We start from the raw sequence: 18,962 nt of genomic DNA, 5'->3' as shown, positions 1-18,962 counted from the left end.
AAGGAGATCGGCGGATGAAAACAAAGCTGCTTGCCGTAAGCCTGGTCCTCTCATTGATCTCGGCGATACTCTTCTATTCCGGCCCCACCAGTGCGGATACACCTGAGACGTACAACGCTGAACAGAGCTATGGAATAGCGAGTAAGGCGATCTTTTATCTGCGGGTGCTGAAAAGCGACGGTACTGCAAGCTCCACCGGAACAGGAGTGATCCTGTCTCCGGCCGGTACTGCAGCAACGGCGTATCATGTGGTCAAAAACGCACAGCGCATTGAAGGAGTCATGGCGGATGGAACGGTGATCAGTCCGATTAAAGTCACGAAGTCCGACGAGTTGAAGGATGTGGCCATTCTTGAACTGCCAACTCCTGCTGCGATGAAGCAAAAGGATAATGCCTATGCTTTTCTGCCGCTGCGGGGGGACAAGCTGAGACATGGTGAAGCGGTGTATGCCCTGGGCTATCCGCTCAAGAATACAGCGATCATCACGGAGGGGATTGTGAACACTCCGGCAGCCGACATTAACGGCAGAAGCCGGATTCTGACCTCGGCCCAGGTGGCAAGCGGAATGTCCGGTGGTCCTCTGCTGGATACGCATGGCGAGCTGGCGGGTATTATCTCCGGTTCCCTGCGGACGATGACTAACATTCATTTGATTGTGAATACGGAGGATCTGCGCAGCCTGCTGCCAGCTTCCTTCAACTAAAAGCAATACCAGAAGCAGCTTACACTTGAGGCTGCAATATAATACCGACTATGGCTGTCCTCAGGCGTTTCTTGGCAAACGCGGGGACAGCACTTTTTTTACAAACAAGAATGTATAAGCAGCTCGATGATCGTAATTCACCCCTATGGAAGGAGGAGGAACCCATGTGATTACGGCCTATTTGCTGGATGTGAACCAGAACGATCTATTCAAGCTGTCATCGATGCTTCAGCATACTGGCAAGGTGAATGTGATCGGCATGTCTGCTTATCCCGACAATGTTGTGGACCAGATTGTCCTGCTGCAGCCCGATGTGCTGTTTCTGGATCTTCAGCTGCCCGGCCATCAAGGAGTCGTTGTAGCCGAGCTGGTGAAGAAAAGGCTGCCGGATATTCAGATTGTGGTGGTCACAGAGACGAAGCAGCATGCCCTGTGGGCCTTCGACCAGGACATTGTGGATTATGTGCTGAAGCCGCTGGAGGAGGTCCGGCTGGGCCAGTCTCTGGAACGGCTGCGCAAGGGGAGCTGAAGCAGGCTGGCGGACGGAATCAGGGATGCCGGATGTTGTCTGCCCATGGTACAATGTACGGACAAGTAGAAAGGATGGGTGATTTTAGTTGAAGTATGATTTTAACCGTATCATTGACCGCCGCAATACCCGTTCCTACAAATGGGACCAGTCCGAGAAGCTGTTCGGAGACAAGGAGATTCTTCCGCTGTGGGTAGCAGATATGGACTTTGCAAGCCCTCCTGCGGTACAGGAAGCGATTCTGCGCCGCGTACAGTCAGGAATATACGGCTATAGCGTGACGGGCGACTCTTACAAAAAGGCGATTACCGGCTGGTACCGCAGACGCCATGACTGGGAGATTCAGGAGGAGTGGATCTCGGATTCTCCGGGGATTGTAACCTCACTCAGCCTGTCGGTGGAGCTGTTCAGCTCGCCGGGAGATCAGGTGATTCTGCAGTCGCCGGTCTACTATCCTTTCTATGATGTGATCCGGATGAATGACCGCAAGGTGGCGGTGAATCCGCTGAAGCTGGAAGCAGGCCGTTATGTCATGGATTACGTTCAGCTGGAAGAGCTGATGGCCGGCGGCGCGAAGCTGTTGCTGCTGTGTAATCCGCATAATCCGGGAGGCAGAGTGTGGGAACGGGAGGAATTGCTGCTTCTGGGCGAGCTATGCCTGCGGTACGGGGTAACCGTGATCTCGGATGAGATTCATTGCGATATGATCATGCCCGGACACAAGCATATTCCGTTCGCTTCCCTGTCACCAGAATTGTCAGACATTACGCTGACTACACTGGCGGCTACCAAAACCTTTAATCTGCCGGGGCTGCAGACCTCGTATATCGTCACCTCCAGCCCGGAGCTGAAACGGAAGTTCGACTATAAGATTAAGACGCTCAGCCTGCATATGTCGGCGTTCTTCTCGCCGGAGGCTGTGGAAGCGGCGTATAACGAAGGCGGAGAATGGCTGGATGAGCTGATCCTGCATATTAACGGCAATGCTGACTACGCCATCTCCTACCTGGCCGAGCATCTTCCGCAGGTGAAGCCGATGCAGCTGGAAGCCACCTATCTGCTGTGGATCGACTGCCGGGCGCTCGGACTCGATGCGGACGGGCTCAAGCAACTGATGTACCGCGAGGCTAAAGTAGCATTCAACGAAGGGTCTGTGTTCGGTGCGGAAGGCCAGGGTCATCTGCGGATCAATCTCGCCTGCCCGCGCTCCCTGCTGACTGAAGCGCTGGAGCGGTTCGTCAAGGCTGCGGCTACTTATGTGAAGAATTAAGGCTTAATAAAGAATCCGCTGGCTTATGAAGCTGGCGGATTCTTTGTTGTGTGGAAACCATATTGAGCCGCAGGTAGCCCCATGTTAAGATGAGCAGTGCGACTAAGCCGAGAGAGCAAAGTAAATATAGAGAGTGGGAGAGATAGAGATGAGCAGCAGCAATACGACCCGGATAATTATAGATTGTGATACAGGAATAGACGACGCACTGGCCATATTGTACGCGCTCCGGGCACCGGATGTTGTGGTAGAGGGGATTACGACGGTGTTCGGCAACATCGATGTGCAGCAGGCGGCGGATAACACGCTGCGCCTGCTTGAGCTTGCGGCTCCGGGCTATGAAATCCCGGTAGCGCTCGGAGCTTCCCGGGCGCTGGTACGCGAGCTGACCGGCTTCTCCACCCATGTTCACGGGGAGAACGGCATTGGCGGCGTTCAGCTGCCGCCCTCCCGGCAGGTGCCGGTTCAAGAGACGGGAGCAGAGTTCATTGCGCGGATGGCGGATACGAATCCGGGAGAACTGGTACTGGTGACGCTCGGACGGCTGACGAACCTGTCGCTGGCACTGGATCTGGACCCGCAGCTGACCTCCAAGCTGAAGAAGGTAGTGGTTATGGGCGGTACGGTATATAAGCCGGGCAACGTCACACCGGTGGCCGAGGCCAATCTGTGGGGCGACCCGGAAGCGGCTGACCGAGTATTCACTTCAGGGCTGCCTGTAATGATGATCGGGCTGGATGTGACTCTGCAGACGCGGATCACTTCAGAGCATGTGGAACTGCTGAAACGGCATGGACGGGAAGAGAATAAGGCGGTCTTCGAGTTTATGGAAGAGTCGCTTGCGTATTATTTTAAATTTTACCGCGAGGCGAACTATCTGATTAACAGCGCTCCGCTGCATGATCCGCTGGCCCTCATGGCTGCTCTGCAGCCGGATCTTGTAACCTGCCGCCGGATGAAGGTCCGTGTAGAGCATCAGGGGGCGTTCACCTCCGGTATGGTCGTAGCAGACTTGCGGGCACAGCCCAAAGAAGGCGAGTTCATCGAAGTGGCTGTAGAGGTGGATGCTGAACGGGCGGTGGGTGTCTTTTTAAGCGTATTTATGTAGATGTTAAGTCAACCCCGGACGGGTGAATCTGCAATGGTTACAATACCTTCATTTGCTATATTTATCTAGTTTGCTAGAATAGTAGGGGATGTAAGGTTGAGAGATTCACAATCTATCTAAGAGAATGGGGAACTAACTTATATGAAGCATTTGGCCAAAATAGTATTATGCGCAGCGATCTCACTCGGCAGCCTCTCGGCACTTCCGGCAAGTGCGGTCCATGCGGCACCTGCGGGTGTCAGTATCATGCTGGACGGTTATCCGCTGCCGTTCCCGGTGGAGCCGGTGATGATGAACGGAACGACTATGGTGCCCTTCCGCGCCATCTCTGAAGCCCTGGGGATTCAGGTGGAATGGAATCAGAAGGCCCGCAAAATCACGGCCACCCGGAAGGACGCAGCCAGCGCCGCTCCAACCGTCGTGGTCCTGACCCTTGGCAGCAAAAATGCCGTGGTGAACGGAACAGTGGTGAAGCTGGAGGTCGCACCGCAGGACATCCGCGGAACCACGATGCTGCCGCTTAAGTTCTTCAGCCAGCAGTTCGGAGCGGCAGCCTCCTGGGAGCAGGCGTCCAAGACCGTATCCATAACTTCCCCGAAGCGGGATATGTATACCTTGGGCTTCTACGCACAGAAGGCCTACAGTGAGGTCTCGCTTATTCCAAGCTTCGATGCGGTTGCCTTTGGCTGGGCAAGGATCGACAAGGACGGTCAGTTCACAACCACCGGTAAGGATTTCTGGTGGCCGGAGGCTGCAGGTGATGTAACGCCGGAATCGATTGTGCAGAATGCGGCAGCGGGAGGGACCGCTCCCTACCTGATGGTCTATTCCAGTGACTCGTCACTGGAGCTGAGCAAGAATCTGGAGGACGCGCAGCTCCAGCAGCAGACGATCGCCAGTATTGTCGATTTGGCCACGCAGAAGGGCTTCAAGGGCATTGGACTGGATCTGGAAGGGCTGGGACTGACGGGGGATAAGGCGCTGGTGCAGAGCCAATATAACGCTTTTGTCAAAAATCTCTCTACAGCCGCCCGCGCCGCCAGCCTCAAGCTGACCGTCATTCTGCATCCGCTGAACAGCTCTTACAAGGGGTATGATTACAAGACGCTAGGGACACTTGCCGACGATTTGGTTATCATGGCTTACGCCTATGAAGGGGAGACCGGGCCGGAGCCGATGAATAAGGTCGATGAGAGCATCCGGCTGGCGCTTGATCAGGTCAGCAAGGACAAGCTGATTCTCGGGATATCGGTCTACAGTGAGAACGAAGCCTCCGTCAATGCCAAGATCGGCCTGGCTAAGCGGTACGGCCTTAAGGGGATTGCGATCTGGCGTCTGGGGATCATCGGCCAGCCGGTGCTGAACCGGATGGGAGAAGCTGTCGAGCTATAGCAGGTACATCTATCTTAATGAAGACTGCTGTATGGTGAGCCTATAACCGTGCAGCAGTCTTTTTGCAAAGATCAAATATCAAATGTCACATTAACCTCGCGGGCAAACCTGTATAATTCTATAGTTGACCTTAGAACAGATGGATTGAACAACCAAGGAGGACTATAGAAGATGAGCACGAAATATAAAGCGTTGGAACTGGATAAGCCGATGACTTACGAGCTGGAAGGGCTGGAAGTCGGCGTGACCTCGAACTGCAATTTCCGCTGTGATTACTGCTGCGCTTACAATAGAAATGACGGCCAGACCCTTGACGGTAAGGAGGTCATCCGCATTCTGGAGGAGCTGCCTAATCTGAAGCGTGTCCGGCTCTCGGGCGGCGAGGTTACGCTGAAATTCCAGGATTGTGTGGAGATTGTGGCGTACTGCTCTTCGCGCGGCATTCAGACCCAGCTCAACTCGAACGGCAGTCTGCTGAATGAGGAGCGGATCGGGCAGCTGGTGGACGCAGGTCTGACGACGATTCATATTTCTTTTAATTTCACCACGGCTGAAGGCTTCTCGCGGTATTATAATATTCATCCGAGTGTCTATCACAAAATCAGAGAGAACATCACTATGTTCGCCAAAACCAATGTCAATGTGGTGCTGGAGACACTTCTGTTCAATGAGACGCAGGATCATATGCAGGAGATCAGCGAGCATGTCTATTCGATGGGCGTAAGAACGCATGAAATTCAGAATAGTATTATCATGGGACATACCGGCTGGAAAGCGATTGCCGCCCGCGAGCAGTTGAAGAATGCCGTCAATGAGCTGATTGCGCGGAAGCCGGAGGATACCACTCTCTACTTCACTTGTATGGACCGGTTCATGGAGGCGATGGGCTTCGAGGAGCAGCCGGGCGTTTACTTCCCGCATTGTATCGAAGGGATGAAGCAGCTTCATCTGCACGGCAACGGCGACATTCTGATCTCCGAGCTGTGCCATCCGGTCATTATCGGCAATATTTATAACGGAACGTCACTTAAGGACTTGTACAGCAATATGCCGGCACCGTTGTCGGACTATCTGGAGAAACGGCCTTGCCCGGCGCTGGACGCCTTGTTCCCGCAAGGGGTATAGTTCCCTTACCGGACCTTGCAGCAGAGACAGTCAGTGCAGCAGAGTATAATGGCATAGTTCACACAGGGGGTTGAAATACATGCTTGGTGCAGTAAGACGCGGATTAGTATCTTCCAATACAGTGCTGGAGCGGATCATGCCGCTGCTTACACCCGCAGCCATCGTGGTTGGCGTACTGAATGAGGCGTCGCTGCTTCCGTTAACGTGGCTGGTGCCCTGGATCTTCGCCGGGATGACGCTGATCGGCAGCCTGAAGTCAAGCTTCCGGGATCTGTTCACCGTGCTTGCCAGGCCGCAGAAGCTGCTCATCCTGCTCATTATTCTGCATATCGTCATGCCGTTGATCGGCTGGCTGGCAGCGATGCTGTTTTTTCCAGGCGATCCTTATACGGTTACCGGTTATGTGCTGCTCTTCGCCATTCCGACCGGAGTGGTCAGTGTAGTCTGGGTATCGATGCATGGCGGGAATATCGCCCTGACTCTGGCGCTGATCCTGATCGATACGCTGCTGTCGCCATTGATTGTACCAGCTACGCTGTATCTCCTGATGGGGGCAAGCGTGCAGATGGACGCCGGCGAGATGATGCGGGGCCTGCTCTGGATGGTCGTCCTGCCTTCCGTAGCAGGGATGCTGCTGAATCAATTCACTAAAGGCAAGATCAGCACTGTCTGCGGGCCTCCGCTGGCCCCGTTTGTCAAGGTGGGCTTGTTCACCGTGGTCTCCATTAATGGGGCCAGCATTGCCCGGTATCTGAAGCATCCGGACGGCCAGCTTGCTCTGATCATTGCTGTAACCTTCGTTACTGTTGCCCTCGGCTATGTTATTGGAGCCGTAGTCTCGCGCCGCCTGCACTATGATCATGCGAATGCTGTAGCCGTTCAGTTCAACTCCGGTATGCGCAATCTCAGTGCGGGAGCGGTGCTGGCGGTGCGGTATTTTCCGCCGGCAGTGGCCCTGCCTGTAATCTCCGGGATGCTGTTCCAGCAGATTCTGGCTGCCTGCTCCGGCATGTTCCTCCGCAGCAGGGCCAGACGCCTGCAGCAGGCCCGTTCGGCAGCAGTGCTGCCGGGTGCCTCAGCTTCGCCGGACAGCCTGGGCATGTAGTAGAATACCAACTTCATAGGCGGAATGCGAACCCGCTTTTCCTTACTTATCCGCTGAGTGCGGTTGTTAAGGAGGGCGGTTTTTTTACTATGTAAGAAAATAGATATATTATGTTATCATTCGACAAAAATCGATATTTTTTCTGAAAATACAACATTCCATTATTCATTACGTTCGAGGAAAATCCGATAATTATTGTAATAAAGTTAGCATTTTGGCTGATTAGAAGCTATATAAGCAGCACTCAAGAAATAAACGAAAAGCAAAAAGAAGCGGAGGGGAAATTTGGAACTGTAGGAGCGATAGCGTCCGCCTTTGTCAACGGATTTCAACCGCGAACAGCGGATAAATTGAAGAAATCTGTTGACAACAGCGGCCGGAAGTCCAAATGTTCACCGCAGTGACGACCTAGCTTCGAGTTAAAACAAGGTGCTTTTTATAAGTGGATAAGAAAAGGGCGGAAGGAAGTAGAAGAAGATGAAGATTCGTATGAAGCTATCGGTTATGATGATTGTCGTTACACTGATTTCTACAGCATTAATGGGGATTTTTACGTACACCAAATCCACAGGCACCATCATGAACCTGACCGAATCTTCCATGGCGCAGGTAGGCACGGATAAGGCACAGACCATCGGCGCAATGATCGACAAGGAGAAGCGGAACATACAGCTGGTTGCGGGGGAGAGTGAGATCACCGAGCTGCTGCTTCAGGCTGCAAATGGTGGCTCAGTGGAGGAAGCGCTACGTGACCAGATCAATGTCAAGCTTCAGGGCCAGGTGAAGGATGCGGGCAACCTGGAACATATGTTTGTAGTTGATCTGAAGGGAACGGCGGTGGCGGATAGCGATACCAAGCTGGTAGGCGCCAATTTCAGCGATAGAAATTATACGAAGAATGTGCTGAAGTCCGGCCAGCCTGCCATCAGTGACACCCTGAAATCCAAGTCTACAGGGGCATTTGTGCTGGTTTTTGCCCATCCGGTGATGAGCGGGGGCAAGATGATCGGGTTCGTCGGCTCGGCCGTGAATGCGAACAGTCTGATCACATATCTGGCGGATGCCAAGGTGACGGGTGCCCCTTCGTCGTATGCCTACCTGGTGGATGAAACGGGGAATATTCTGTACCATCCCGACGAGAAGAAGATTGGTTCGGTCGTAGAGAACGTATCCATCAAAGCTGTCGTCGAGCGGGTGAAGGCGGGGGAGAGCGTTGCCGATGGCATTGTGGAATATACCTTCAACGGGGCCAAGAAAAAAGCGGCCTACACCGTGCTCCCCGAGACGAAGTGGACCCTGGTGCTGACCGGAGATGTGGAAGAGGTGCTACAGCCGGTTAGCGAAATGACGAACTTCATTATGCTGCTCGGCCTGGGAAGCCTGCTGCTCACTCTGCTGATCGGGACTACGGTGGCTACCCGGATCTCCTCGCCGATCATCAAGCTCACGGAGCTGGTGAACCGCACGGCAGAGCTGGATCTCAAATATGATAACCAATATGAATATTTGACTAAAAATAAAGATGAGACAGGAACCATCGCCAAGGCTATGTTCCGTACCCGTGCGGCGCTGCGTGAGATGGCGGGCAGTCTGATTGCGATCTCCACCAAGGTACTGGACAATGCCGAGACGCTGGAGAAGCTGTCGAACGAGGTCAGAGAGAATGCGCATGACAATTCAGCCACGACAGAGGAGCTGTCCGCAGGGATGGAGGAGACGGCGGCTTCTACCGAAGAGATGACGGCGGCTATTCACGAGACCCTGAGCAATGTCAGAATGATCAGTGCTAAGGTAAAAGAAGGCGCGGATGTATCGGGCCAGATTACGCAGCGGGCCCTGGAGCTTCAGCATGATGCAGTGACATCCACCGAGAATGCGAAGCAGATCTACAGCTCGGTCCGCAGCGAGATGCAGCAGGCGATCGAGCAATCGGGAGCGATCAGCGAGATCAACGTATTGGCTGATACGATTCTCTCTATTACCAGCCAGACCAATCTTCTGGCCCTGAATGCAGCGATTGAAGCTGCACGGGCGGGTGAAGCGGGCCGGGGCTTTGCTGTGGTGGCCGGTGAAATCCGCAAGCTGGCGGAGAAGTCCTCCGAGACGGCTTCAGGCATTCAGGAGGTTGTCAAAAATGTATATGCCTCTGTGGAGCAGATGACCCGGCATTCCGAGGCGGTGCTGACCTTCATTGACCGCAATGTGCTGGGCGATTATGAGCGCCTGACCGAGGTCAGCCAGCAGTACAACGATGATGCTGCTACGATTAATGAGCTGATGAATCAGTTCGAGACGGCAGCCGATCACCTGAACGAGACCGTCTCCAGTATCGCCGTCGCTGTCAATGAAGTAGCGGCTACCGTGAACGAGGGAGCGGTCGGAGTGCAGGATATCGCCGAGAAGACGGCGGAGATTGTGGAGAAGACCCTTCATGAAGCCGCCATGGCCGATGAGAATACGCAGAGCGCCAAAGAGATGCAGCAGCTGGTAGAGAAATTCAAAATCTAGGCCGGTTTCAGCAGATCTTTACCTGCCCTTCATCTTATTTTAAGCTTAGGGGGGTATAGTACTTACATACCCCCCTTTAATATAACTTTTGGCCCCGCCGGACGCTGGCGGGGTCCCTTTTTTATTCCAGCTGTTTAAAAGCGGCTTGCCGTCTCCAGCATAGCGGCCATTTCTGTATAGCCCTGCGACTGGGCATGCGCCAGCGGTGTGACACCCTCGCGGTCGGCGATGGCTGGATCGGCTCCGTGCGTCAGCAGCAGCTTGACGATTGTCTGATGCCGCTCCCCGCCGTCGCCGAGGATGACGGCCTCCAGCAGAGCGGTCCACCCCAGATTGTTGATATGGTCGATGTCGACATCCGAATGCTCCAGCAGATACTTGACGACCTCGACATGCCCTCGATCTGCGGCGGGGATCAGCGCAGTCCCGCCATAGCGGTTGGTCAGCGTCGTATCCGCTCCCGCCTCAACCGCCATTTTCACAATGTTCAGATATCCGGATGCTCCGGCATATAGCAGCACATTATTAAGCATACTGTCGCGAATGTTGATATCGGCACCTTGGGCAATAAGCGCCTCGACCGTCCCGGCATGGTTGCCATAGGCCGCGGCGACCACCGCCGTTCGGCCGCTTTCGTCCTGCGCCTGAATATCCGCTCCGGCCTCCAGCAGCCGCAACACCTCAGCGGTATCCCCGCGCTCCGCCGCTGCGATTAATTGTTTATTCATGATTATGACCTCATCTCCCCTGCCGCCTCATCTAGGATACTAAGAATGGCAATTGGTTCTACCTTATTTATTGGTATTATGGACAAATCTATGATGAAATGTCAAAGTCACGAGTAAACAGCATTTGCGCAAAAGCCGTGGCGTCCGGTATGCTATATGTAAGTAATATACTGGGAGGAGGAAACTTCATGAGCAGATTAATGCTCAGCTCTGCGCAGAGTCTACGGACCCACACACAGCGGTTAATGTGCAGAGCGGATAGCAATACTCCGCTGTAACGATTCACCAGTTCCTCTGTGAACACCTGTCCGATAGACTCTGCTGCCTTGATAAGTTGAAACAACTTAAAAGGAGCGGAGCAAGTAATGAAATATGTAAATGCAGATGTGGTATTGCCGCAGCAGCTGCTGCAGGAGATTCAGAAATACATGCAGGGCGGGATGCTGTATATCCCGAAGCCTGAGGGACAGCACAAGCGGTGGGGTGAGAATTCAGGCGGCAGATCCTACTTAAGCGCCCGGAACCAGTCCATTCGTGAGCATTATGCCAGCGGATTGAGCGTAACTGAGCTGGCGGAGCAATTCTGCCTGTCAGCCGACAGCATCAAGAAGATTGTGTATGGAAGCAAGCAGAGAAAGTAGAGGTCTAAGGCCGCGTGACGCAGCTATTTCTGCTTGTGAGATTCAGCCACGAGCTGGCTTCGATTGCACTATATACACTAGATTCCTTCAAAACCTCCCGAAAAATAGCATCTGCTGCACTCTGTACAGTAGAATTTTGCGCAGGCGGCCTTTTGGAGTATATATGCAGAAATCTAGTGTATGAAATACAGCAGAATGAGTTATTGGACCCATTCAATCATAATCTATTGCAGAAAATACAATCGCAGCGTCCACAATCGTCCACACAAGCTGATCTCCTCAAGATGATTCACCCTGAACAGTAGGGCTGTCCCAAGAAGTCGCGTTATGACTCTTGGAGCAGCCTCTTTGTTTTGTGCAAAAGTCAGGTTATACCTGTCTATTATCTATGTCCGCTGCCTCCGCCAACCCTATAATGAATGCAGACATCCATATGAGGGGGCAGGAAGATGAAATTAGAAACAGCAGCAAGGGATATAGTACTGCGGGCGCTTAAGGCATATGAGTTGGATTGGACAAAAGTTGAATATATTAAGCAGTCCGACAGTATCACGTTCAAGGTAGAGACGGAAACTGCGGGCAAGCTGCTGCTGCGGATACATGGCGAACGGTGCAACCGGTCTGAAATTCTGTCGGAGCTGGAATGGCTCAGCCATCTCAGTCAGAAAGCGAAGCTGGTTGTCCCCGTGGGGCTGCCCAATTCAAGCGGCAGATATATCCTTGAGGCTGGCAATGAAGCTGGCAATGAACCTTACGGTGGAGCGCAGGAGCTCAACTATATTACCCTGATGCGCTGGGTCGAAGGTGAACATGCATCGGGCAATCTGACAGATGAGCAGCTCCACGCTGTAGGCGTGATGCTGGCCAGGATGCATGAAGCGGGCGAACAGTTTGTACCATCCGCTGAGTTCACCCGACCGGCTTGGGGAGCGGAGAGCTTCCGCAAGGAATGGGATAAGCTGGAGAAGCATCTTTCGGCTCTGGTCCTAGAAGCGGGGTGGAAGCTCTATCAGGCTGCCGCCGCCAGAATCCCGGGTGAACTCGAGGCCATGACGCCAGACCCCGGCAGCTATGGCCTGATCCATGGTGACCTGCACTTTGGGAATGTGGTGTTCGCTGACGGCCAGCCCCGGGCGATTGATTTCGGCCTCTGCGGCTACGGCTTCTACCTGTATGATCTGGCCGCCGCTCTGCTGGAGCTGTCCACGGAGCAACGCAGGAGCCTAATTCGAGGCTACAGCAGTGTCCGTGCGCTGGAGCCGGATTATGAACGGAAGCTGGAATGCTTCTTTGTCAAGATCATGATCGGAAACTATAGCCACCACATCTCTAATCCCGATGAACTGCCCAGCTTGCGCGAAGAACAGCCGTATGCGCTGGCCTATCTAAAGGAATATTTGGCGGACTCCCGCTTTTTGTTCAAGAGAATCGAACCTGTGCAAGTAGAATGAAGCTGTGCAATCTGTAAATATGTCCACTGAACCTAGTCTGAGGACATTTATTACCCTCCCCTGCGGCGGTAACATAAAGACATCAAAGAGCAGTCAGCTTTGAATCACCGGTCAAAGGGGAGTATACAGATGAAGCGATCTATGCAAAAGGGAGCATCACTATTACTGATGGTTATGATGCTGGCACTGGTTGTAACCGCTTGCGGCGGTAACAATGCGAAGAATAAAGGCGCGAACGGCGGAGAGGCCACACAGGGGGCGGACAGCGGCAGCGGTAAAAAGACAGAGCTTCTGTTCTGGTCACCCTTCTCCGGCTCGGATGGCCCGTTCATGAAGAAAATTGTTGATAAATACAACAGCTCCCAGGATCAATACAAAGTGAATTTCGTGATCCAGCCGAATGGCGAATATTACAAACAGCTTGATGTAGCGCTCAGTACCGGCAAGGAACAGCCGGACCTGATGATTATGCATGTCGATCAGGTGCCGACGTACCAGAGCAAGGAGCAACTGCAGCCTGTGGATGAGCTGGCGGCCGCGGCCGGGATCAACCCGGCTGATTTTGCCGAAGCTCCGGTGAAATATGCCACGATCGACAACAAGCTGTATACGATCCCGCTGGACATTCATCCGGTCGTTATGTATTACAACAAGGATCTGTTCGAGAAGGCGGGCATCACTGCGCCTCCAGCGAACCGTGCCGAATTCGACGCCGCTGTACTGAAGCTGACGGACAAATCCAAGGGGGTCTATGGATACGTGGTGCCGACCCTCTGGCCGCAGCAGTTCATCTTCCCGTCCCTCGTCTGGCAGAATGGCGGGGAACTCTGGAACGGAACGGATGTAGCCTACAATTCACCTGAAGCGGTTGAAATGGTACAGTGGCTGCGCGATATGGTAGACAAGGGGGTCTCCCCGGCCAATGTTCAGCAGGATGGTGAGAATACCCTGTTCCTGCAGGGCAAGAACGCCATCCAGTTCAACGGGCCGTGGATGAAATCCCAGTTCGATGAAGCCGGGCTGAATTATGGCGTCGCTGTCATGCCGCAGATCGGCAAGGTGAAGCAGGCTATTTATGCAGGCTCGCATGGCTTCGTCGTTCCCAAGGCCGTGACAGACAGCATGAAGCTGGCCGGTATCGGCGATTTCCTGAAATATGTCTCCGGCAACTCACTGGACTGGGCGGAATCCGGGCAGGCGGTAGCTTCCAAGACCGTGATGGACAGCGCCGAATTCAAGGCGATGGAGTTCCAGAGTACGGTATCCCAGAGCTTCTCCTCCGTACAGTTCGCACCGAATGTGCTGAATTGGGGGACCATTATCGAGCCGGTATGGGGAGAGCTGAGCAGTGCCCTTCTTGGCAAAAAATCACCGCAGCAGGCGATGGATGATGCTGTAGCCAAATCCCGTCAGGCGATGAAATAGGGGTCCGTGGAGCGGATCATTCGGTTGGCATGGCGGGGAGCGGGAGCTTCCCGCTTTTCCTTATCCTAAGGAGGAATCACTTTGAAAACCCTGTGGACTTCACGTTTGACCTCATTTCTGTTCGTGCTGCCCTATCTGGCTGCCTTCGCGCTGTTTCTGCTCTTCCCGATTCTGTATGGCTTTATCATCAGTCTGCAGGACTTCGAGCTGCTGTCTGCCGCCCACCCCTTTGTGGGGCTGCGCAATTACATGACCATTTTCACCCCGGGGACCTATGAGAACAGTATTTTCTTCCGCGGGCTGTGGACCACCCTCCAGTTTGTCCTGTACTCTGTTCCGCTGCTGATCGTTACGGGACTGGGGATGGCGATGCTGGTTAATGCGCTGCCGGCGAAGCTCCGGGGTCTGTTCCGGACCTTCTATTTCCTGCCCTACGCGCTGTCAGCTTCCGTGATGGCTGTCATCTGGCTGATGATGTTCGATACGAACGCCGGGTTCATTAACAGTCTGCTGCAAAAGCTGGGCTTAACCGGCATCCCCTGGCTGACCGCTACGCCATGGGCATGGATTGCGCTGGTGCTTACGACACTCTGGTGGACGATCGGCTTCAATATGATTATTTTTGTGAATGCGCTCAATGAGGTGCCGGAGGATTATTATGAGGCGGCTTCCATGGACGGGGCGAATGCCTGGATGCGGTTCGTGTCGATTACTTTGCCTTCGATCCGGCCGGTTATGCTGTTCGTGATGATCACCTCAACCATTGCCTCCTTCAATATTTACGCCCAGCCGTTCCTGCTGACGCGCGGGGGGCCGGGAGATACCACCCGGGTGCTGCTGATCAATGTGCTGGACCAGGCGTTCGTGCGCAAGGATATCGGTTCGGCTTCGGCGATGGCGATTCTGATGGCGCTGCTGATCATGCTGGTGTCTATCGTACAGTTCCGTCTTACGAACCGGAAGGAGAAGGTATAGATGGGAAAAGCCAAAAAAACAGGCCTGCTGCTGCTGGCCATCCTGATTGCGCTGTTCGTGCTGCTGCCGCTGGTCTGGATGCTGTCGACGGCGTTCAAAAATGATTTTGAAGCCCTCTCCGGGCGGATGAACTTCCTGCCGAAGAAACCGACGCTTGATAATTTCGTCCAGGGGCTGAGCGGGGAGCTGATGAATACCCCGATTCTGCGCTGGATTGTCAATTCCCTGTCGGTGGGGATTGCGGGCACAGCGATCGTACTGCTGATCGATTCCATGGCGGCGTTTGCCCTGGCCCGTCTGCCGGATCTGCCGCTGCGCCGCACGCTGCTGGCGATGTTCATTGCTTCGCTGATGATTCCAGGCGTACTGACCTTTCTGCCGATGTACATCGAATTCAATACACTCGGTCTGATCAACACGTATCAGGCGCTGATCCTCCCGGCTACCGCCGGGGCATTCGGGGTATTCCTGCTGTACCAGTTCTTTGTCTCCTTCCCGAAGGAGATCGAGGAAGCGGCCCGGATCGACGGGGTGAACAAATGGAATCTGTATCGGAGAATTCTGCTGCCTTCAGCGGTTTCGATCATGACGACACTGGGGATTTTCACCTTTATGGGGATTTATAATGATTTTGTCTGGCCGCTGTACGCGACCACCTCTCCGGAGATGCGGACGATCACCGCAGGGATTGCCATGATGGCCACCGGCAGCTATACCCAGAGCTATGGTAAATTAATGGCCATGACCACCATCGCGGCGCTGCCGGTGCTGATCCTGTTCATTGCCGGCCAGAAGTCGTTCGTTAGGGCGATTACCAGCTCGGGAGTGAAATAGCGGAAGACGGGGAGGGAAGCAGATGAGCATGAAACCTGATACACAGCAGAAGGCATGGGCAGGCAAAAATTCACGTACAATAATCTACTCCCTTGCGGCGCTTCTGTTCTTTATACTCGCAGGAGGTGCATACTTGTTGCTGAAGCCCAATAACGGCGTTAAGGATGAAGTCTACAAGGGGCATGGGGGAACATTCAAGAACACGCTGGCCGAGATCGATACGCCTGATCCGAGTGTGATCTACAAGGATGGATATTATTATATGACCTTCACCCATAACGGAACGGATATTATGGTGATGAAGTCGCTCACCCTGGATTTCCGCCAGGCGGAGCGGAAGGTCGTATGGTACCCGCCGGCGGAGACAGCCTATTCGGCGAATCTCTGGGCCCCCGAGCTGCAGTATATCCGGGGAAGCTGGTATATCTATTTTGCTGCAGATGACGGACAGAACGAGAACCACCGGATGTATGTGCTGCAAGCGGACAGCGGTGATCCGCTGGGCAGCTATACCTTCAAGGGCCAGGTCACTGACAGCAGTAATAAATGGGCGATCGACGGGCTGGCGATGGAGGTGGACGGGGAGCTGTATTTCGTCTGGTCCGGCTGGGAAGGGGAGGCAAACGCTGCGCAGAATACCTATATTGCTCCTATGAGTGACCCGCTGACGATCAGCGGACCGCGGGTGCTGCTGAGCGAGCCGCTGCTTCCCTGGGAGCAGGCCGGAGGCCCGCCTTATATTAATGAGGGCCAGTCCGTCCTTCATCATAACGGCCGTGTCTTCATTGTATATTCCGGTGCGGGAAGCTGGACTCCGTACTACAGCCTGGGGTTGCTTGCGCTGAAGCCGGGCGGCAACCCGCTGGAGGCGGCAGACTGGACCAAGGCGGAACAGCCGCTGCTGGCCATGGATGAAGCCGCCGGAGTCTACGGTCCGGGGCATAATTCATTCACGGTCTCGCCGGACGGAAGTGAGCAGTGGATCGTCTATCATGCCACGACAGGGGCGGAGGACGGCTGGAACAACCGCAAGGCACGGGCCCAGCCGGTTAGCTGGGATGCTGACGGCCTGCCGGTCTTCGGCAAGCCGCTTCCGCTGAGTGAGGCCATCCCGGTTCCTGCAGGCATGGGCGTGCTCCAGGCGGAAGCGGCCCTGCGCAGCGGGAACAAGCTGGAATTCCCGTCCCTGCCGTCCACGGTGGACAGCATGCTCCCGCTGCTGGTGCATTATGTGAATCCGGGAGGAGAACCGGCCGGGGCGGCAGTCTCGGTGAATGGCGGGCCGGCGGCGGTGCTTCCACTGCCGCCATCCGGTGAGGGCCAGACCGGCTATGCTTATCTGAGCCTGCCGTTCACAGCCGGGAAGAATACAGTAGCCATAGAGCTGCCCGAGGGTGCTGTGACGGAGGTGAAAGCGATTGAAATTCCGCGATATGAAGGCGAGGTCCAGGCTATGGAGGGGAACGCGGCGGCAGAGGATAATCCCTATGCCTCGGGCGGGGCAGCGGCTGTCTTAAGCGGCAGCGGAGCTGCGCTGAAGTTCAGCCATCTTCAGGTCCCGCACAGCGGAACCTATACGGTGCTGGTGGCGGTGATGAATGCTTCGCTGGACGCGAAGCTGGAGCTGGCGGTGAACGGAGGTGCGAAGACGGCCTATTCCCCCCTCCCGCAGGAACGCAATCAGCTTTCCCTCTGGCAGCTGGAGCTGAAATTACAGAGGGGGGCGAACGAGATCATGCTTTTTGACAGACAAGGCAGCTTCAGTATAGATTATATGGATATATGGCAGAAGAGTGAATGAGCCGGCAGATTCATAGACGGGAAGCAAGACGGGGGCTTACTCATATGAGAGATACGAGCTGCAAGACCGGATACAGACGGAATAAACTGATTACGCTTTCAATTATGCTGATTGCCCTGCTGTTGCTGGGAGGGTGCAGCGCAGAGAGGGAGGAGCCGCCGCAGGCACCTGTTGTCCAGCCGGTGATTCTCGAATACTGGACCCCGTTCAGCGGGGGAGACAATATCTTCATGACCGGGCTGGTGGAGCAGTTCAACAAGGAACATCAGGATATCCGGGTCGATCAGATCAACTCCCGGCTGGATGATTACTATTCCCGGCTGCGGACAGCCATTCTGTCCGGCAATGCGCCGGATCTGGCCATTATTCATGCGACCAATCTCCCGCAGTTCGTGCAGAACGGTTATATAGAGCCTCTTGACGGATTGGCTGCGGAGACGGGCCTGGACTGGAATCAGTTCAGCACCAAAATTGCCGAATCCACCGTCTACGGAGGTGCACATTACGCGGTACCTCTGGATACGCATACCCTGGTGCTCTACTATAATAAGAAATATTTAAGAGCGGCCGGGCTGCTGGATGCAGCGGATAAACCGGTGATCGGCCGGGGAGAGCAGGGCTTTACCGCTTTTCTGCACAAGCTGAAGCAATCCGTTCCGCCCGGTGTCGCACCGCTGGCTCTGCCCAGCACACGGATTGATTCCGTGTGGCTATGGTGGAGCCTGTACAATCAGATCGAGGGTGGTGGTGTCTTTTACAATCCGGACGGCACACAGGCGGTCTTCAATAACAAGGCATCGCTGCAGGCACTGGAGTTCGTCAACAGTCTGTACCAGCGGGAGCTGATTCCGCCGGGGATCAATGATGCCTTCAAGCTGTTCTATGACGGGGAGGCGGCGGTGCTGATTACCGGGGTATGGGGTACGGGCGCTTTTGAGAAGGCTGAGAAGCTGGAGCTAGGGGTTGTGCCGGTTCCGGTCATTTATGATCATCCGGCCGTCTGGGGAGATTCGCATACGCTGGCGATTCCGGCCCAAAGTGAGATGAGTACGGAGAAACGGAAGGCGGCGATGGCTTTTGCCCGTTGGGCCGTTGAGCACGGGGTGATGTGGGCGGAGGCGGGCCATGTCCCGAGCTCCCGGAAGGTCGTGGAGAGCGGGGCGTATTCTGCGCTGAAATTCCGCAGTGACTATGCGAATACCGCCAACTCCGTAGTCTATTGGCCGCGGAATATGAAGCAGTGGAGTATTAATGAAGAGATCATCCGGCAGTTTGAGCGGATGATCTACAAGGAGCAAAGTCCGGCGCAGGCTCTGCAGCAGGCGGTGGACAGCATCAACCTTCAACTGAAGAAATGACTGTAAGG

The 18,962-nt window shown here is 54.5% G+C and carries 16 protein-coding genes; 15 read left to right on the top strand and 1 reads right to left on the bottom strand.

Annotated elements, in window-relative coordinates:
• The first annotated feature begins 14 nt into the window (after positions 1 to 14).
• From C173_RS12920 to C173_RS12885, 8 genes are all read left to right on the top strand, one after another.
• The gene (locus C173_RS12920) at positions 15 to 704 is read left to right on the top strand and encodes a S1 family peptidase (RefSeq protein WP_036725368.1); all 690 of its coding nucleotides are present in this window, start codon (positions 15 to 17) and stop codon (positions 702 to 704) included.
• Positions 705 to 870: 166 nt separating this feature from the next.
• On the top strand, positions 871 to 1,233 hold the full coding sequence (locus tag C173_RS12915) for a LytR/AlgR family response regulator transcription factor (protein WP_051478017.1): 363 nt from the start codon (positions 871 to 873) through the stop codon (positions 1,231 to 1,233).
• 88 nt (positions 1,234 to 1,321) lie between these two features.
• Positions 1,322 to 2,503 (top strand): MalY/PatB family protein, encoded by a 1,182-nt coding sequence (locus tag C173_RS12910; protein ID WP_036725367.1) that lies wholly within the window; start codon positions 1,322 to 1,324, stop codon positions 2,501 to 2,503.
• A gap of 148 nt (positions 2,504 to 2,651) precedes the next feature.
• Entirely contained in the window at positions 2,652 to 3,611 is a 960-nt protein-coding gene (locus tag C173_RS12905) for a nucleoside hydrolase (RefSeq protein ID WP_036725366.1), read from the top strand.
• Between the two features lie 141 nt (positions 3,612 to 3,752).
• The gene (locus C173_RS12900) at positions 3,753 to 5,003 is read left to right on the top strand and encodes a stalk domain-containing protein (RefSeq protein ID WP_036725364.1); all 1,251 of its coding nucleotides are present in this window, start codon (positions 3,753 to 3,755) and stop codon (positions 5,001 to 5,003) included.
• A 171-nt stretch (positions 5,004 to 5,174) separates the two neighbouring features.
• Positions 5,175 to 6,128, top strand: coding sequence for a radical SAM protein (locus C173_RS12895; protein ID WP_036725362.1), 954 nt, complete (start codon positions 5,175 to 5,177; stop codon positions 6,126 to 6,128).
• 79 nt (positions 6,129 to 6,207) lie between these two features.
• A complete protein-coding gene (locus tag C173_RS12890; protein ID WP_051478016.1) occupies positions 6,208 to 7,233 on the top strand; it encodes a bile acid:sodium symporter family protein in 1,026 nt (341 codons plus the stop codon).
• A gap of 477 nt (positions 7,234 to 7,710) precedes the next feature.
• Positions 7,711 to 9,741 (top strand): methyl-accepting chemotaxis protein, encoded by a 2,031-nt coding sequence (locus C173_RS12885; protein WP_036725360.1) that lies wholly within the window; start codon positions 7,711 to 7,713, stop codon positions 9,739 to 9,741.
• A 134-nt stretch (positions 9,742 to 9,875) separates the two neighbouring features.
• On the opposite strand, the gene C173_RS12880 is transcribed toward C173_RS12885, so the two are convergent.
• Positions 9,876 to 10,469 carry an ankyrin repeat domain-containing protein gene (locus C173_RS12880; protein WP_036725358.1) on the bottom strand — a complete coding sequence of 198 codons (594 nt, stop codon included), beginning with the start codon at positions 10,467 to 10,469 and terminating at the stop codon, positions 9,876 to 9,878.
• Positions 10,470 to 10,834: 365 nt separating this feature from the next.
• On the opposite strand from C173_RS12880, the gene C173_RS12875 reads away from it, so the two are divergent.
• The 7 genes from C173_RS12875 to C173_RS12840 all read left to right on the top strand — a co-directional run bounded on the left by C173_RS12875 (position 10,835) and on the right by C173_RS12840 (position 18,954).
• A complete protein-coding gene (locus tag C173_RS12875) occupies positions 10,835 to 11,110 on the top strand; it encodes a CD3324 family protein (protein WP_036725355.1) in 276 nt (91 codons plus the stop codon).
• Between the two features lie 449 nt (positions 11,111 to 11,559).
• A complete protein-coding gene (locus C173_RS12865) occupies positions 11,560 to 12,561 on the top strand; it encodes a phosphotransferase enzyme family protein (RefSeq protein WP_051478015.1) in 1,002 nt (333 codons plus the stop codon).
• 129 nt (positions 12,562 to 12,690) lie between these two features.
• Positions 12,691 to 13,986: an ABC transporter substrate-binding protein gene (locus C173_RS12860; protein WP_036725351.1), complete on the top strand. Its 1,296-nt coding sequence runs from the start codon at positions 12,691 to 12,693 to the stop codon at positions 13,984 to 13,986.
• A gap of 81 nt (positions 13,987 to 14,067) precedes the next feature.
• Positions 14,068 to 14,961 carry a carbohydrate ABC transporter permease gene (locus C173_RS12855; RefSeq protein ID WP_051478014.1) on the top strand — a complete coding sequence of 298 codons (894 nt, stop codon included), beginning with the start codon at positions 14,068 to 14,070 and terminating at the stop codon, positions 14,959 to 14,961.
• On the top strand, positions 14,962 to 15,795 hold the full coding sequence (locus C173_RS12850) for a carbohydrate ABC transporter permease (RefSeq protein WP_036725349.1): 834 nt from the start codon (positions 14,962 to 14,964) through the stop codon (positions 15,793 to 15,795). It begins immediately after the preceding gene.
• Positions 15,796 to 15,817: 22 nt separating this feature from the next.
• Positions 15,818 to 17,596 carry a family 43 glycosylhydrolase gene (locus tag C173_RS12845; protein WP_235191879.1) on the top strand — a complete coding sequence of 593 codons (1,779 nt, stop codon included), beginning with the start codon at positions 15,818 to 15,820 and terminating at the stop codon, positions 17,594 to 17,596.
• Positions 17,597 to 17,640: 44 nt separating this feature from the next.
• Positions 17,641 to 18,954, top strand: a complete 1,314-nt coding sequence (locus C173_RS12840) for an ABC transporter substrate-binding protein (protein WP_036725347.1) — start codon at positions 17,641 to 17,643, stop codon at positions 18,952 to 18,954.
• The last annotated feature ends 8 nt before the right edge of the window (positions 18,955 to 18,962 follow it).

The organism is Paenibacillus sp. FSL R7-277, assembly GCF_000517965.1.
Taxonomy (GTDB): domain Bacteria; phylum Bacillota; class Bacilli; order Paenibacillales; family Paenibacillaceae; genus Paenibacillus_AQ; species Paenibacillus_AQ silagei.
The sequence above is the reverse complement of the archived record's forward strand: the minus strand, read 5'-3'. Positions and strand labels throughout refer to the sequence as shown.

What these genes read in the sequence shown, in the direction of transcription:
- C173_RS12920 (WP_036725368.1), top strand. Translation starts at nt 15, where the DNA reads ATGAAAACAAAGCTGCTTGCCGTAAGCCTGGTCCTCTCATTGATCTCG.
- C173_RS12905 (WP_036725366.1), top strand. Translation starts at nt 2,652, where the DNA reads ATGAGCAGCAGCAATACGACCCGGATAATTATAGATTGTGATACAGGA.
- C173_RS12900 (WP_036725364.1), top strand. Translation starts at nt 3,753, where the DNA reads ATGAAGCATTTGGCCAAAATAGTATTATGCGCAGCGATCTCACTCGGC.
- C173_RS12895 (WP_036725362.1), top strand. Translation starts at nt 5,175, where the DNA reads ATGAGCACGAAATATAAAGCGTTGGAACTGGATAAGCCGATGACTTAC.
- C173_RS12890 (WP_051478016.1), top strand. Translation starts at nt 6,208, where the DNA reads ATGCTTGGTGCAGTAAGACGCGGATTAGTATCTTCCAATACAGTGCTG.
- C173_RS12885 (WP_036725360.1), top strand. Translation starts at nt 7,711, where the DNA reads ATGAAGATTCGTATGAAGCTATCGGTTATGATGATTGTCGTTACACTG.
- C173_RS12880 (WP_036725358.1), bottom strand. Translation starts at nt 10,469, where the DNA reads ATGAATAAACAATTAATCGCAGCGGCGGAGCGCGGGGATACCGCTGAG.
- C173_RS12875 (WP_036725355.1), top strand. Translation starts at nt 10,835, where the DNA reads ATGAAATATGTAAATGCAGATGTGGTATTGCCGCAGCAGCTGCTGCAG.
- C173_RS12865 (WP_051478015.1), top strand. Translation starts at nt 11,560, where the DNA reads ATGAAATTAGAAACAGCAGCAAGGGATATAGTACTGCGGGCGCTTAAG.
- C173_RS12860 (WP_036725351.1), top strand. Translation starts at nt 12,691, where the DNA reads ATGAAGCGATCTATGCAAAAGGGAGCATCACTATTACTGATGGTTATG.
- C173_RS12850 (WP_036725349.1), top strand. Translation starts at nt 14,962, where the DNA reads ATGGGAAAAGCCAAAAAAACAGGCCTGCTGCTGCTGGCCATCCTGATT.
- C173_RS12845 (WP_235191879.1), top strand. Translation starts at nt 15,818, where the DNA reads ATGAGCATGAAACCTGATACACAGCAGAAGGCATGGGCAGGCAAAAAT.
- C173_RS12840 (WP_036725347.1), top strand. Translation starts at nt 17,641, where the DNA reads ATGAGAGATACGAGCTGCAAGACCGGATACAGACGGAATAAACTGATT.